We start from the raw sequence: 16576 nt of genomic DNA, 5'->3' as shown, positions 1-16576 counted from the left end.
AAATAAAACTTTATATAAAACATCTGTAATAGGCATTTCTATATCAAGTTTTTCTTTTAATTCATAAAAAGCTCTACAAGCCTTAATTCCTTCAACTACCATACCTACATCTTTTATAGCTTCATCAGCAGTTTCTCCCTTACCAATTAGGTATCCTGCTCTTCTATTTCTAGAATGAAGACTAGTACATGTAACTATTAAGTCTCCCATACCTGTAAGACCTAAGAAGGTTTCTGGCTTTCCACCTAGTTTAATACCAATCCTAACTATTTCTGCCATTCCTCTTGTCATAAGAGCAGCTTTTGAATTGTCTCCATAGCCTATTCCATCACAAACTCCTGCCGCTAATGCAATTATATTTTTAACAGCTCCACCTATTTCAACACCTACTAAATCATCATTAGTATAAACTCTAAATTCCTTAGTCATAAATAAGTCTTGAACTTCATTTGAAGCATTTTCATCTTTAGATGATACAACAACTGTTGTTGGAATATCAAATGCCACCTCTTCTGCATGACTTGGTCCAGATAAAATAACTACTTTATTATTTGGTAATTCTTCTTCTATAACCTCTGATAATCTTAAATTAGTACCTTCTTCAATTCCCTTTGCTATACTAACAACTATTACATCTTTATCTATTTTACCATTTAAAGATTTTGAAGCTGTTCTTATTACATGTGAAGGTACAGCTAAAACTACATATTTAGCATCTTTTAATGCATCATCTAAATTATTATAAGCAGTGACACTTTTAGGAATTTTTAATTCCTTAATATACTTATCATTTTTTCTATTAATATTAATATCATCCACTACAGACTTATCTCTGTCATATATACTAACGTCATTGCCCTTATTAGCTAATAATATTCCTAAGGCAGTACCAAAGCTACCTCCTCCTAGAAAGGTCACATTACTCATAAATTATTCCTTCCTTTCTCTATATTCTATTTGAAGACCAGTTCCACTAAAATCAAAACTATCTCTTAATTGATTTTCAAGGTATCTTTCATATGAAAAATGCCTTGCACTGGCATCATTAACAAAGAATATAAACTTAGGAGGTTTTGTAGCTACTTGAGTAGCGTAGTAAATCTTCATTCTCTTTAGACTTACAATTGGTGGTTCCTTCATTAATACAGCTTTATTAATAACTTCGTTTAATATTCCAGTTGGAATTCTCTTTGAATAATTATCATAACATTCTTTTGCTACTTCTAATACTTTATGTGTTCTTTGACCAGTCTTTGCTGAAATAAATAAGTATTTAGCATATTTTAAGAACTTAAGCTTCATTTGTAAATCTTCTTTATATCTTTGCATAGTCTTGTCATCTTTTTCTATTAAGTCCCACTTATTAACTATAACCATTATAGCTTTATTCATTTCATGAGCATATCCTATTATTTTTTCATCTTGCTCAGTTACACCTTCAGTTGCATCTATCATTAATATACATACATCTGCTCTTTCTATAGCTGTATAAGTTCTTATTACAGAGTATCTTTCTATTTCTTCTTTAACTTTACTCTTTCTTCTAAGACCTGCAGTATCTACTAACACAAATTTACCAATGTCAGTTTCTAAAGTACTATCTATAGAATCTCTAGTAGTTCCTGGTATGTTAGAAACTATAAGTCTTTCTTCACCTAATAACTTATTAATTAAAGAAGACTTACCAACATTAGGCTTACCTATCATAGCTATTCTTATATATTCGTCTTCTTCCTCTTCTTCATTAAACTTATCAAAGTTTTCTACTACTCTATCAAGCATATCACCAAGACCTAATCCTTGTGCTGCTGATATAGTAACCGGGTCCCCTATTCCTAGGTTATAAAATTCCCAAGCATTATCTTCTTCTTTTAATGAGTCAACTTTATTTACTACTAAAACAACTTCTTTTTTACTTTTTCTAAGCATACTTGCTACTTCATGGTCAGCTGGAGTTAATCCTTCTTTTCCATCAACAACAAATATAATAATATCTGCTGTTTCTATAGCAATGTTAGCCTGTCTTCTCATTTGCTTAACTATTATATCTTCTCTTTCTGGTTCAATACCACCTGTATCAATCATTGTAAAATTATGATTTAACCATTCTGCTTGAGCATATACTCTATCTCTAGTTACCCCTGGTGTATCTTGAACTATCGATATCCTTTGCCCTGCTAATTTATTAAATAATGTAGATTTTCCTACATTTGGTCTTCCAACTATTGCAACTATTGGTTTAGCCATTATTAGTCCTCCTTACAATTTGCATTTATTAAATCAATAAGGTCATCACCTGTATAATCACAAACTATAACCTTAACATTTAAAGCTTCTTCTATGTCATTAATATTTGAGTCATCTAACATAACCATATCAGCTGGAGCTAGTTCATAGCCCTTTCTAAACATGTTACTTGACATTATTAGATAATCTGTCTTTATTTTACCCTTTAGCTGATCTATTATATCAGTACCTGTCAAAAGCCCTGCTACTGTTATAGTATTTCCAAAGAAGTTATTTATAACCTTATATACATCTATATTAATGTTAGGATTATGCTTCATTATAAGGTCTGCTGATCTTTTTATTTCATTATAGGCTAACTCTCCAGTTACCATAGAAAAACTTCCCTTTAGATCTGTGTTTAAAAACTCAATAGATCTCTGTACAACTTCTCTATAGTATCTTATCATTCCAACTCCATCTTCAAGTTGCTCATATTCTGAATAAAATTCTTCATTTGGTACATCTATTCCTGCAGTTATATAAAATTCATCAGAAAGTCTTACAAATGGAGCTCCTGTTTCTTCAATATACTTCTTTTGTAAATCTTCAATCATCAATATTTCATTTTTTGCTGACTCTTTATTAAATGTGTCTAGCTTAGGTAAATTTTCTCTAAATTGTGTAACACCTACTGGAACTACTGCAATATTTTTTACATGAGGATGCAATTCATATAAATCAGTTACAGTTTTTCTTAATTCCTCACCATTATTTATGTTAGGTATACATACAACTTGTGCATGCATTTGAATTTCTGCATCTTTTAATTTTTTAAGTCTTTCCATAATAGATCCTGCAAATCTATTTTTTAACATCTTAACTCTAAGTTCTGGATTTGTAGTATGTACTGAAATATTTATAGGACTTATTTTATATCTTATTATTCTATCGATATCTTCATCCTTCATATTTGTTAATGTAACAAAATTTCCTTGTAAAAATGATAATCTTGAATCATCATCTTTAAAGTACAATGTATCTCTCATTCCTTTTGGATTCTGATCAATAAAGCAAAACATACAATTATTAGAACATCTTTTTGCCTTATCCATTATTCCACCTTGGAATTCAAGTCCTAAATTTTCACCGTATTCCTTTTCTATTTCATATTCCCAAATTTCTCCGTCTGGTTTTTCAATTTCAAGAACTACTTCTTCATCTACAGCCAAAAATTTATAATCTATAATGTCATCAATAGGAGTTCCATTAATTGATATTAATACGTCGTTCACTTCAATACCAACTTCTTCAGCTATGCTACCTATGTCAACTTTGCTAATTAAATTTTTCACTTTTTTCACCTCTGTATCTGTCAATATTTATATTATTGACTAATATTTATATTTATAAAATCTAGTTATATTTTTAATAGTAATAATTTCAAATTTGTGTTTTTCTTATAAGCATAATTACCCTAATTTTAATATTCACTTGATGTTATATTACATTATTAATAAATTCTAGTCAATAAAAATGAGCTGTATTAACAGCTCAAAATTTTAAATGTAGAATATAAAATGTATAAATATTGATGTAAACCTAAGAAAATCTTGTTAATACTTCACATTTCCTATGTTATTACATAACTTTTATTTACTTTAAGTTTAAAATAATTTTTATAGATAATGTTATTCATTTAAGTCTACATAATTACCTTTTTTAGAAAATATTATCCATTCACATATATTAGTCACATGATCACCAATTCTCTCTAAATATTTTGATGCAAAGAGAATTTGAGTTCCTTGATTTATCATTTCTGATTCATTTCCCATCTTTTTAAGAACTATGTTAAACATCCCTTGATAAATTGCATCTACTCTATCATCCATACGACAAATCTCATAAGCAGCCTTTTCATCACCATTAATATAAGCCTCAATTGATAATTTAATCATATTATTAACAATATCAACTAATTCCCAAATAGGGGCTATTTCCTCTGAAAAGCTTACTCCCTCTACTCTAGGAACTATCTTACATATATCAACAGCATAGTCTGCCATTCTTTCAAGATCAGTTACAATTTTAGTTGTTGTATATATACTTCTTAAATCTCTAGCTAGAGGAGATTCAGTAGCCATAAACTTTATACACTTTTCTTCTATAATCTTTTGCAAATCATCTACTTTATCATCATTTTTTATTACTATTTTTGCTAAATCTAAATCTTGATTTTTTAAAGAAATCATACTTTCTAGTATTTGTTTCTCTACCAAACTTGCCATTTCAAGCAATTCCGAATTAAGCAATTTAATTTTATTACTCATTACTTCTCTCATCATTTTTCTCACCTCTTAATAATCTTAGCCGAATCTTCCAGTAATATAATCTTCTGTTCTTTTATCCCTAGGTTTATAGAAAATATCTTCTGTATCACCATACTCAATTATCTCTCCACTTAAGAAGAATGCCGTTTTATCTGCAATTCTACCTGCTTGCTGCATATTATGGGTTACTATTATTACTGTATATTTCTTCTTTAAATCCTCCATTAGTTCTTCCATTTTATTAGTTGAAATTGGGTCTAAAGCTGAAGTTGGTTCATCCATCAATATTATTTCTGGTGAAACAGCTATAGTTCTTGCTATACATAATCTTTGTTGTTGTCCCCCTGATAAACCTAAAGCACTTTTCTTAAGTCTATCTTTAACTTCATCCCAAAGAGCTGCCCCCTTTAAGCTTTTTTCAACTATTTCATCTAATGATTTTTTATCTTTTATACCATGCAATCTTGGACCATAAGCTATATTATCATAAATTGACATTGGAAACGGATTAGGCTTTTGAAATACCATCCCAACCTTTGTTCTTAATGCAATAACATCTTTGCTTTTATATATATCTTCTCCATCAACAAAGATTTCTCCTTCTATTTTAACATTATCTATTAAATCATTCATCCTGTTAATAGTTCTAAGGAATGTAGATTTACCACATCCAGAAGGTCCTATAAAAGCAGTAACTTTATTTTCTTCTAAATCTATATTTATATTTTTTAAAGCTTGATTATCTCCATAATATAAATTCAAATTTTTAACTTGAATTTTTTTTAAATTTTCTTTTGACATACTTACACCTCTTAGTATATATAATTAATAATTTGCCTTATTAAATTTTTTACTTATTAACTTTGCAATTACATTTAGTAGGAGTATTATTATTACTAAAACTATTCCTACTGCTGCTGCTTGTCCTATATCTCCCGATTCTTGAGTTACTAAATAGGCTTGTACAGTTAAAGTTCTTGCACTAGACATTATTCCCTTTGGCATTTTTGCAACTGTTCCTGCTGTTAATAAAATAGCTGCTGATTCACCAACCACACGACCAACAGATAATATTACCCCAACTAATATTCCTGGTATTGCACTAGGCACTATTACCTTATAAAGAGTTTGAAACCTAGTTGCTCCAAGGCCTAATGATGCTTCCTTATATGATGGTGGAACAGCCTTTAAAGCCTCTTCTGTAGTTCTAATAATTACAGGTAATATTATAATTGCAACAGTAAGGGAACCTGCAAGTAGTGAATATCCTAGCTTTAATGTGCCAACAAAAAATATAGATCCAAATAATCCATAAACTATAGATGGAATACCTGATAAACTTTCTGTTGCAAACCTAATAATTTTTACAATCTTCCCTTGTTTAGCATATTCTGTTAAATATATAGCAGCCAATATTCCTATAGGAGTTGCTACTAATAAAGAAATAACAACAGTATATAATGTTGATACTATCATAGGTAGAATTCCGCCATTTCCTGATGCTGAATAATTTTTTGTAATAAAATCAATGTTTATAAATTTATATCCTTTTATAAAAATAAAACCTAAAATAAATATTAATATTCCAACTGTAATAGCTGCTGATATCCATAATAATATCTTTAATAATAAATCTTTAAATTTTCTCATAATTAGTTACCTTCCTTACTAGAAAGTTTACTTAATACTAAGTTTAGTAATAATATAAATATAAATAATATAACACCTGTTGCAAATAGCATCTCTTGATGGGTTCCAAAAGAATATCCCATTTCTAGTGCTATATTAGTAGTAAGTGGTCTTACTGAATCCATAATTGAAGTTGGAATAATAGGTGAATTTCCTGCAACTAATATTATTGCCATTGTTTCACCAATGGCTCTACCTATACCTAATACCACAGCTGCTAAAATTCCTGATTTAGCAGCAGGAACAACAACTCTAAAGGTTGTCTCTATGTGCGATGCCCCTAAGGCTAATGAGCCTTCTTTATATGTTTTAGGTACTGCTCTTATAGCAGTTTCTGAAACTGTTACCATTGTAGGTAACATCATAATTGATAATACTATTATTATAGCTAAAAGACTTTGCCCTTTTGCCAAATTAAAAGTACTCATAATCCAAGGCACTATAACAGATAATCCAAAAACCCCATATAAAACTGAAGGAATTCCTGCTAATAATTCAACTGCTGCAGATATTATCTTTCCAACTTTTTCAGGTGCTACTTCTGCTATAAATATAGCTGTTAATATCCCTATAGGAACACCAACCATTAGTGAACCTAGTGTTCCTAGTATAGATGCAATTACCATAGGCATAACACCATACATATCTGAACTAGGTATCCACTTACTACCTGTAATAAAATCTATAAAAGAATAACCTTTGCTTATAAATGGAGTTAAGCCTTTATAAAATACAAAACCTATAATCACTAATAAACTTATAACTGCAATAAGTGCACTGGCTAAAAATACTCCTTTTGATATATTTTCTATTAAATATTTTCTATTGTTTTTCTTGTTAATATTTATCATGCTTATCCTCTCCTATGAAAATTAAGTTGCTGTCCTATAATTTAAAATTAATAATTAAAATTCTAAATCTTTAATTAGAACTTGTTAGGACAGACTATTAAAATTAAGCTATTTAACTGGAATTGCTTTATTATCCTTAACCATAGTTTGTCCTTCTTCGCTTAAAATAAAATCTATGAATTTTTGTCCTTCTTCACTTAAAGTTCCTTCTTTAGTTACTACAATAAATGGTCTTGATATTTTATATTTGCCAGCTTGAACTGATTCTGCATTAGGTTCAACACTTTCTACATTTACAACATTCACTTTATCATCTAAGTATTCAAAAGATACAAAGCCAATTGAATTTTCATTTCCTATTACTGTTTGCTTAATAGCTCCTGTAGCATTGGTTATCATTGTACTTGGTTCTAATTCCTCTGACTTATAACCTATTATTTCTTGAAAGGCATCTCTAGTTCCTGATCCCTCTTCTCTTGATACTACAACTATTGGAGAATCTATGCCACCTTCTATTTCACTCCATTTTTTTATTTTGCCTGTGTATATTCCTTTAATCTGTTCAATTGTTATATTTTTAATAGGATTATTTTTATTTGTTATTATAGCTATACCATCGTAAGCAATAGTAGTTGCTTTAACTAAACTTTCCTCTTCTGATTTCAGTTCTCTTGATGACATCCCTATTTCTGAAACACCATTTATAGCATCTTTTATTCCTGCTGATGAACCTACCTCATTTATTTCTATAGAAACATTACTATTTTCATTTTCATATTTTTCTGATAATTTTCCCATTAATGGTCCAACAGATGTAGAGCCAGAAATAGATATAGTTACATTATCTTTAGAGTTTCCCCCTTCAGAACTACTTTCATTTGAAGAATTGCCACATCCAGTAAATCCTGCTCCTACTATGCTTACTAATAATACTGTACATATAAGTTTCAAACTTTTTCTTTTCAAATTTGACGCCTCCAAATTAACCATATTTTTTATATTTTAATAATAATATTAAAAGGTTAAGTGAATATTATTTAAAGGTTAAGAAAAGTTATAATTATGTTAAATAAATTTAACATTTCTTCAAAAAAATAAAGTTGTACTAAAAGTAATTTTCTACTTTTAGTACAACTTATTAAAACTATAATTCAGTTAATTTTTTAAGTTTTATAAGCTTAATAGTAAATTTTGTTCCCTTATTAACTTCAGAATCTACATAGACTTCTCCATTAAACATCTTTACAATATGCTTAACTATAGCTAAGCCTAATCCTGTTCCACCTTTTGCACGAGACTTATCTACTCTATAAAATCTTTCAAAAATTCTTGGTAAGTCATCTGCTGGAATCCCAATACCATTATCTTCTACTTCTATATATTCATAATTCTTAATTGTATAGGTTCTTATATTAATTACTGTTTTATTATTAGAATATTTCACTGCATTTTCAACTAAATTTAACATCATTTGATAGAATTTATCTCTATCGCCAAGAAGATTTTCACTTCCTTTATTATAGAAATTTATTTCTACTTCTTTATTGTTAACTTCTTTACTAAACATATTAATTACGTCATAAATAACTTCAGACGGATTAAATTCTTCTTCCTTCATCTTATTATTTTCTATATTTGATAAAATTAATATATCATTAATTAAAGTTGTTAGTCTTTCAGCTTCTTTATCTATAATATCTAAAAATTTATTCCTAGTATTATTATCTTCAACATATTTTAAGGTTTCTGCGAATCCCTTTATAGATGTTAAAGGAGTTTTAAGTTCATGAGATACATTAGCTACAAACTGACTTCTAATATTCTCTAATCTCTTTATATCAGTAATATCTAAAACTGTTATAACCACCCCAATAGGTATTTTCTTTGTATTTATTATAGGTGCTTTTTTTACTCTAAGCTCTCTTGGAATAGGATGAAGCAGTTTAATTTCCTTTGTTTCAATTTCATGTATACTTCTCATAAAGGAAATTATATCATAATCAATTATATATTCTGATATATTTTTACCTATAATATCCTTATTAATTCCAAACAAATTCTTTGCATAAGGGTTAATAAGCATTACATTTTGCTTATTATCTACAGCTATTACACCACTTTCCATACTTTCTAATATAGCTTCTAATTTATTCTGCTTATCTATAGAATCTATAATTTTAGAGTTAAGTTGGTCTGCCATATTGTTAAAAGTATTTGCTAAGGAACCTATTTCATCATTAGTATGTATATTAACTCTTCTACTATAATCTCCATTTGCAATTTTATCTGTTGCTATTTCTAACTCCTTTAAAGGATAAATAATAGCTCTAATTAACTTTAAAGAAAGACCTAAAGATAATAAAATTACAAAAAGTATTATTACAAAATAATATTTAAAATATCCTTCTGTAAAAAATTTAATGTTACTAACAGGAACTGAAGATCTTATTACCCTATTATCATCTATTTTTGTAGCATAAAAAACTACATTAGTGCCTTCGGTTTCACTATACCTTGTTGAACTAGCTCTTCCATCCTTAAAAGCATTTATTATTTCTTCTCTACTAGAATGATTTTCAAGATTGTTATTAAGAGAGTCCTTAATTACGTTTCCATCTTTATCCACAAGTGTAAACCTAACTTTAGAGTTGTTAATTATAAAATCATCAAAATTGTAATATCCTAAATCTATGTTTCTTATAATTATTTCATTATAACTTTTTAGGGTATCTTTTGATCTATTTATCTCTTTAATATTCAATAATGCCATAAAAGAAGATGTCACTATTATTAAAGCAAATATTACTGTTATTAATGATGATACTAATATTCTTTTCTTCATAATTAATTACTAGGATTAAATCTATATCCCACTCCTCTTATAGTTTCAATATATTGTGGATTTTTATCATCTACTTCAATTTTTTTCCTTAAATATCTAATATGAACATCTATAGTCCTTGTTTCTCCAAGATATTCATATCCCCATATTTTATCTAAAAGTGTTTCTCTAGTTAATATTTTTCCTCTATTTTTAACTAATATCTCAAGTAATTCAAATTCTTTTAAAGTTAAATCTACCTTATTGCCTAAAATAGAAACTTCTCTTCTTTCAAAATTTATATACATTCCATTAGATTTATATGTTTCTTCACTAGATCCTAAAGCTTTTGTACGTCTTAGTATAGCCTTAATTCTAGCTAAAAGTTCCCTTATAGAAAATGGTTTTGTAATATAATCATCTGCCCCAAGTTCTAGCCCTAATATCTTATCTAACTCCTCCCCCTTAGCTGTTAACATTATTATAGATATGTTCTTAGTGTTTACATCACTTCTAATAGCTTTACATACATCATAACCGTCTAGCCCAGGAATCATTAAATCTAACAAAATTAAGTTAGGATTTTCTTCCTTTGCTATTCTTACAGCATCTATTCCATTATTAGCTGTAATAACACTATATCCAGAATTTATTAAATTATATCTAATTAGTTCAACAATATGATCTTCATCATCTACTACTAGTATTTTTTCTGATGCCATAACTATCCCCCCTTATTTTATAAAAGCAAATGAAAATAATCTTCCATATGTTCCTACCGACTTTCTATATGAATATAACTTAAGTTCCTCTTCACAGTGAGTACATAGATTTAAAGAATAAATATTGCTTTCCTTTATTCCAAATTCTCTTATATCCTTTAAAATGCATTCTTCCATATTTAAATTTCTATCTTTAAATAATTTACTTTCTTCTATTTTTGTTTTTTCAATAAAAGATTCTTTAAGTTCATAAGATACCTCATAACAACATTGCCTTATGTGAGGTCCTATAAAAACTTTTGTCTCATTAATATCTATATCAAAGTCCTTTTTCATCTTACTTAAAGTTTTTAAAACTATAGAATTAAAGGTTCCTTTCCATCCACTATGGATAGATGCAATAATATTATTTTTAACATCTGCTATAATAATAGGAACACAATCTGCTGTAAAAACTCCTATTGCAGTGTTCTCTTCTTTTGTTATTAAAGCATCTCCTTCTTTACTTTTTATATCTCCATTTAGCTTATTGTATACAAAAACATTATCACTATGAATTTGATTTAAATACTGTATATTATCCAAATGAAAATCTGTAACTATACTATTTAAATTATCTATTCCAAAATCCTTATGCCTATTAAAGCTTCTATCATTTTCAGCTGTTGAAAAAACTATATTTATCTTTCCTAATTCATAAATAAGAAAGTCCTTTTCCATTTTTAAATCTCTTGTGTATAAGCTAATCATTTAGTCACCTCATTTAATTATTTTAATACATTTTACCATTTATTAAGTTTATTATCTATTTTTTTGAATCACTATTTAATTTTTTAACGTACTTTTAACTTTAAAATAAAAAGCTGTTAAAATGATAAAATCATTTTAACAGCTTTACTTTTTTGATACTAAACTTTTTATTTCTTCTAAAAAAGTATTTATATCTTTAAATTCTCTATATACAGAAGCAAATCTTACATAAGATATTTCATCAACATTCTTTAATCTTTCCATTACCATTTCACCAATTAATTTAGAATTAACTTCTGTTATCATTTTATTGGAAATTGTTTTTTCAATATCCTCTGCTAAATCTTCGATTTGTTGTCTAGATACTGGTCTTTTTTGACAAGCTCTAATAAGTCCGTTTATAATTTTTTCTTTATTAAAATTTTCTCTGGTTGAATCTCTTTTAACAACTAAAATTGGAATATCTTCTACTTTTTCGTATGTAGTGTATCTCTTACCACATTTTAAACATTCTCTTCTTCTTCTTATTGTGGTGCTATCGTCTGTTGATCTAGAATCTACCACCTTACTTTCCTCAAACGAGCAAAATGGACATCTCATATCCTTCACGCCTTTCCTAATTTTCTTTTGTCTAATATAAATTATACATATTTTATTTAGTTTTTTCTATAATTATTTTATAAGTTTAATTTTTCTATATCTGTACTATCTACTAAAATAACTTCAATTCCAGCTTTTTTAACTTTATTCCAAGGTATTTCTATATCTTCATCCTTACTAAACCAGCCCTTTGCCATTCCAGGTAATAATATTGATATTACCTTACTTTCTTTAGTGTCTATAACAAAATCCTTTATAAATCCAAGTTTTGTCCCAGTTTTAATATCAATCACTTCCATTGTTCTAAGTGCATTTAAAGAGTGTAATAAAAACTCATTTTCATCTATTGTTTGCTCTTCCTCAATTTTAACATTATCAAAAAAACCCATATAAACCTCCTTAAATTATAAAGCATGTACACTTTACTTTCATTTTATAGAGCTCTTAAAGAGCTCTATACATACTTTCTCATATGCTTTAATGCAGTTTTCTCTAGTCTTGATACTTGTGCTTGAGATATTCCTATTTCATCAGCTACTTCCATTTGTGTTCTTCCATTAAAGAACCTCAAAGTCAATATAAGCTTTTCTCTATCATTCAACTTTTTCATAGCTTCTTTTATAGATATATTTTCAAGCCAACTTTCATCTGTGTTTTTAGAATCGCTTAATTGATCCATAACATATATGGCATCTCCACCATCATGGTATATTGGTTCATATAAGGATACTGGATCTTGAATAGCATCTAAAGCAAAAACTACTTCTTCTCTAGGTAAATTCAATTCCTTTGCAATTTGCGAAACTGTTGGTTCTTTATTATTTTCTTTTATTAACTTATCTCTTACCAATAGAGCTTTATAAGCTATATCTCTTAAAGACCTACTGACTCTTATGGAGTTATTATCTCTTAGATACCTTCTAATTTCACCAATTATCATAGGTACAGCATAGGTAGAAAACTTAACATTTTGACCTAAATCAAAATTATCTATTGACTTCATTAATCCTATACAACCTACCTGAAATAAATCATCTACATTTTCCCCTCTATTATTAAATCTTTGTATTACACTTAAAACTAATCTTAAATTCCCTTTAATGAAGATTTCTCTAGCACTTCTATCCCCATCTCTCATTCTTAATAGCAATTCTCTTTTTTCTTTTTCTTTTAAGATAGGTAGTTTTGAAGTATTAACACCGCAGATTTCTACCTTATTAATAATCAAGTTATCATCCCCTTCGGAAGTAATATCATACTGCATTAAAAAGTATCCCCGAGAGTGATATCTTTTATACTAAAGACAACCTAAATCATCTTATTGATTTCTTTTTTCAATCTATTAATAATTTTCTTTTCTAATCTAGAAATATAAGATTGTGATATACCAAGCATATCCGCCACTTCCTTTTGAGTTTTTTCTCTAGTACCATTTAATCCAAATCTTAATCTTACAATTTCTTTTTCTCTGTCATTTAAGTGTTTAAGGGCTAAGAACAATAATTCTTTATCTATTTCATCTTCTATTAAATTATAAACTATATCATTTTCAGTACCTAAAATATCTGATAACAAAAGTTCATTACCATCCCAATCAATATTTAAAGGCTCATAAAAAGATATTTCGGCTTTTACCTTACTGTTTCTTCTTAAATACATAAGTATTTCATTTTCTATACATCTAGATGCATAAGTGGCAAGCTTTATTTTCTTTTCTGGATTAAAAGTATTTACAGCCTTAATTAACCCAATAGTGCCAACTGAAATCAAATCTTCCACTCCAAAGCCAGTATTTTCAAATTTCCTAGCTATATATACTACTAATCTTAAGTTTCTCTCTATAAGAATATCTCTTATAGATTCATCCCCTTGAATTAATTTATTTACTAATTCTTCTTCTTCATCCTTTTTTAATGGAGGAGGTAAGGCTTCGCTTCCTCCAACGTAATGGAGTTCACCTTTTAAAAACTTTAATTTTTCTAAAATTCTATTTAACAATATTTTTATATTTATCATAACCATACTACTCCTCTTGATAATAATGCATTAAACTCATTATTTTTACTTAATTTATTTTTACATTTGCAAACTATTACTTCAATACTTTTCCACTCTCTATCTTCCCCTCTAATTCTTACTTCCTTAGACTTGAAACCTTTTAAGCTTCCAAATTCACCAATGGTACTATAGGGGATTGAAAATTCTTCATCACTATTTATATCAAAAGCTTCAAGAAAATTACTTTCAATTATTATACAAGGTAAATTTGTAACAGGCTCTCTAAGTCCATTTCCTGTATCTAACAAACCTTTAATAACAATAGAACTGTCTTTATTGGATATTTCTACATCAAATATAAAATTATTTACTAATGACCTATCTTTTAGATAATCACTTATCCTAACAATACCTATATAAAGTAACATAAGTGATAATACTAAATACTTTATAGAATAATTATTAATTGAATAATTTCCTAAAAAGCTATCGTAATTTTCAATCATAGAAAATGCAAAAGTAATTCCACATAAAGTAAATGATATTATTATAAATGTAGCACCTGATTTTATTAACTTTAATAAATTTATATTTTTAGTACTAATCATAATCATCAGTATAACTACAATAAACTTAAAGGGTAAAGTTACTAATAATTTATAATCCATAAATAATACCAAAGTATAAAGTGATCCAAGAGTTGCAGCTAAATAAACTGTTTTATAATATCTATATCTTAAAATTTTTAATGAAATTAATAGCAAAAATAAGTTAATTATAAAATTCTCTGCTAAAAGTATATCAATATATATTACCATTTACCTTCCCCCTTTGTACTTAAATTATAAACTGTTTCATTTCAAAATTTTGTCATAATAACTCACTGTTTTTTTTATTTTCATCTTTCATTTATTACATTTAATTACAGTTATTAAAGTTTTATAATAAAAAGTAACAAAGTTAAACCATATTTATTAATATGTTGAAAAACAAAAAAAAGACCAAGAATCTATTCTTCTTGGTCTTTTAAAAATGTAAAATACTATTTTCTTGATCTTAAAAAGCTTGGAATATTTACACTATCAGTTTCAATATCTAATAGTGGATCTACTTTTCTTGTTTGCTCTGTTGTAGATGCTTCTACTGGAGCTTTTTCTTCTTTAACTATTTTCTTTTCAAAAATAGGTTCATGATTTAACAATTTATTATTATCTTCTTCAAATCCTGTTGCTATTACAGTTATTCTGATTTCATCTGTTAAAGTTTCATCAATAACTGCACCAAATATAATGTTAGCATCTGGATCTGCAGATTCTCTTACTATGTCAGCAGCCTCATATACTTCTATTGCTCCTAAATCTACACCACCAGTGAAATTAATAATAACACCAGTAGCTCCATCAATTGATGTTTCTAAAAGTGGTGATGATATAGCTTGTTTAACTGCATCTTGTGCTTTATTATCGCCAGTACCATGTCCAACTCCCATATGAGCTAACCCTTTGTTTAACATAACAGTTTCTATGTCAGCAAAGTCAGCGTTAACAACCCCTGGTATAGTAATTAAGTCTGAGATAGCTTGAACCCCTTGTCTTAGTACATCATCAGCTAACTTAAATGAATCTAAAAGTGTTGTTTTCTTATCTGCCATTGATAATAATCTTTCATTCGGAATGATAACTAATGTATCTACAGCTTTCATAAGATTTTCTATACCCATTTCAGCATGTCTCATTCTTCTTTTACCTTCAAAAGGGAATGGTTTAGTTACAACTCCAACTGTTAATATGTTCATAGCCTTTGCTATTTCAGCAACTATTGGGGCAGCCCCAGTACCTGTTCCGCCTCCCATTCCAGCAGTTATAAATACCATGTTAGCTCCCTTAATAGCTTCTGCTATTTCTTCTCTACTTTCTTCTGCTGCCTTTTTACCAATTTCAGGATTCGCTCCTGCTCCAAGCCCCTTTGTTAATTTTTCTCCAATTTGTATTTTAACATTAGCATGTGATAACATCAAAGCTTGCTTGTCTGTATTAACAGCAATAAACTCAACATTTTTTAGCCCTTCAGCAATCATTCTATTTACGGCGTTACCACCGCCGCCACCACAACCAATAACCTTAATATTGGTTAATTCTTGCATATCTACTTCGAAATCTAACAAAATAATTCCTCCTTTAGAAAATAACTACTAGTAATTTTTCTACTTTGTCTCTTTTTTAATAATAAAACAATTTAAATAATTTCAATTTCACTAACTATATAACTACTTGTACATTAATTTTACATCATATTATATCTTTTTAACAATACCTTAATAAACAAATAATAAAATTTTTGTTATTATAAGTAATTATTTGTATTATTTTGAATTTTATTATTCTAGATAAAATATTTCTATTAACATTTTTAAATTTATGTAATGTCTTGTAATATATAATCACTTAAATAAAATTTCCAAATTTTCTTTGTTTAACTTTAATTTAATTCAATTATAATTTTATCATCTAGAATAGAATAACTCAACCATTTAATTAAATAATAATATATTCTTAATGAACAAAAGTATTTAAAACAAAAATTAGA

The 16576-nt window shown here is 27.8% G+C and carries 17 protein-coding genes; all 17 read right to left on the bottom strand.

What is annotated here, in order from left to right:
* Window positions 1-927: NAD(P)H-dependent glycerol-3-phosphate dehydrogenase (locus HUJ77_RS08380; protein ID WP_291708130.1), on the bottom strand; the 927-nt coding region annotated here is incomplete at its 3' end.
* A 3-nt stretch (window positions 928-930) separates the two neighbouring features.
* A complete protein-coding gene (der, locus tag HUJ77_RS08375; protein WP_291708129.1) occupies window positions 931-2247 on the bottom strand; it encodes a ribosome biogenesis GTPase Der in 1317 nt (438 codons plus the stop codon).
* A 2-nt stretch (window positions 2248-2249) separates the two neighbouring features.
* Entirely contained in the window at window positions 2250-3581 is a 1332-nt protein-coding gene (locus HUJ77_RS08370; protein ID WP_291708128.1) for a DUF512 domain-containing protein, read from the bottom strand.
* A gap of 336 nt (window positions 3582-3917) precedes the next feature.
* Window positions 3918-4574: a phosphate signaling complex protein PhoU gene (gene phoU / locus HUJ77_RS08365; RefSeq protein WP_291708127.1), complete on the bottom strand. Its 657-nt coding sequence runs from the start codon at window positions 4572-4574 to the stop codon at window positions 3918-3920.
* 21 nt (window positions 4575-4595) lie between these two features.
* Window positions 4596-5360, bottom strand: coding sequence for a phosphate ABC transporter ATP-binding protein PstB (gene pstB / locus HUJ77_RS08360; protein ID WP_291708126.1), 765 nt, complete (start codon window positions 5358-5360; stop codon window positions 4596-4598).
* 24 nt (window positions 5361-5384) lie between these two features.
* On the bottom strand, window positions 5385-6209 hold the full coding sequence (pstA, locus tag HUJ77_RS08355; RefSeq protein WP_291708125.1) for a phosphate ABC transporter permease PstA: 825 nt from the start codon (window positions 6207-6209) through the stop codon (window positions 5385-5387).
* Window positions 6210-6211: 2 nt separating this feature from the next.
* Entirely contained in the window at window positions 6212-7099 is an 888-nt protein-coding gene (gene pstC / locus HUJ77_RS08350; protein WP_291708124.1) for a phosphate ABC transporter permease subunit PstC, read from the bottom strand.
* Window positions 7100-7207: 108 nt separating this feature from the next.
* Window positions 7208-8065: a phosphate ABC transporter substrate-binding protein gene (locus HUJ77_RS08345; RefSeq protein ID WP_366033087.1), complete on the bottom strand. Its 858-nt coding sequence runs from the start codon at window positions 8063-8065 to the stop codon at window positions 7208-7210.
* A 178-nt stretch (window positions 8066-8243) separates the two neighbouring features.
* Window positions 8244-9941, bottom strand: coding sequence for an ATP-binding protein (locus HUJ77_RS08340; RefSeq protein ID WP_291708122.1), 1698 nt, complete (start codon window positions 9939-9941; stop codon window positions 8244-8246).
* A gap of 2 nt (window positions 9942-9943) precedes the next feature.
* On the bottom strand, window positions 9944-10642 hold the full coding sequence (locus HUJ77_RS08335) for a response regulator transcription factor (protein ID WP_291708121.1): 699 nt from the start codon (window positions 10640-10642) through the stop codon (window positions 9944-9946).
* Between the two features lie 12 nt (window positions 10643-10654).
* Entirely contained in the window at window positions 10655-11392 is a 738-nt protein-coding gene (pgeF, locus tag HUJ77_RS08330; RefSeq protein WP_291708120.1) for a peptidoglycan editing factor PgeF, read from the bottom strand.
* A 144-nt stretch (window positions 11393-11536) separates the two neighbouring features.
* Window positions 11537-11992, bottom strand: a complete 456-nt coding sequence (gene nrdR / locus HUJ77_RS08325; protein WP_291631427.1) for a transcriptional regulator NrdR — start codon at window positions 11990-11992, stop codon at window positions 11537-11539.
* Window positions 11993-12069: 77 nt separating this feature from the next.
* Window positions 12070-12381, bottom strand: a complete 312-nt coding sequence (locus HUJ77_RS08320) for a YlmC/YmxH family sporulation protein (RefSeq protein WP_291708119.1) — start codon at window positions 12379-12381, stop codon at window positions 12070-12072.
* 65 nt (window positions 12382-12446) lie between these two features.
* Window positions 12447-13220 (bottom strand): RNA polymerase sporulation sigma factor SigG, encoded by a 774-nt coding sequence (gene sigG / locus HUJ77_RS08315; RefSeq protein ID WP_291631424.1) that lies wholly within the window; start codon window positions 13218-13220, stop codon window positions 12447-12449.
* 80 nt (window positions 13221-13300) lie between these two features.
* Window positions 13301-14008 (bottom strand): RNA polymerase sporulation sigma factor SigE, encoded by a 708-nt coding sequence (gene sigE / locus HUJ77_RS08310; RefSeq protein WP_291708118.1) that lies wholly within the window; start codon window positions 14006-14008, stop codon window positions 13301-13303.
* Window positions 14005-14808, bottom strand: coding sequence for a sigma-E processing peptidase SpoIIGA (locus HUJ77_RS08305; RefSeq protein ID WP_291708117.1), 804 nt, complete (start codon window positions 14806-14808; stop codon window positions 14005-14007). The genes sigE and HUJ77_RS08305 overlap by 4 nt, the downstream gene beginning before the upstream one ends.
* A 224-nt stretch (window positions 14809-15032) precedes the next feature.
* The gene (gene ftsZ, locus HUJ77_RS08300; protein ID WP_291708116.1) at window positions 15033-16154 is read right to left on the bottom strand and encodes a cell division protein FtsZ; all 1122 of its coding nucleotides are present in this window, start codon (window positions 16152-16154) and stop codon (window positions 15033-15035) included.
* Between the last annotated feature and the right edge of the window lie 422 nt (window positions 16155-16576).

This window comes from Clostridium sp., assembly GCF_021443865.1.
Taxonomy (GTDB): domain Bacteria; phylum Bacillota; class Clostridia; order Clostridiales; family Clostridiaceae; genus Clostridium.
This window is presented reverse-complemented; position numbering and strand designations above follow the sequence as displayed.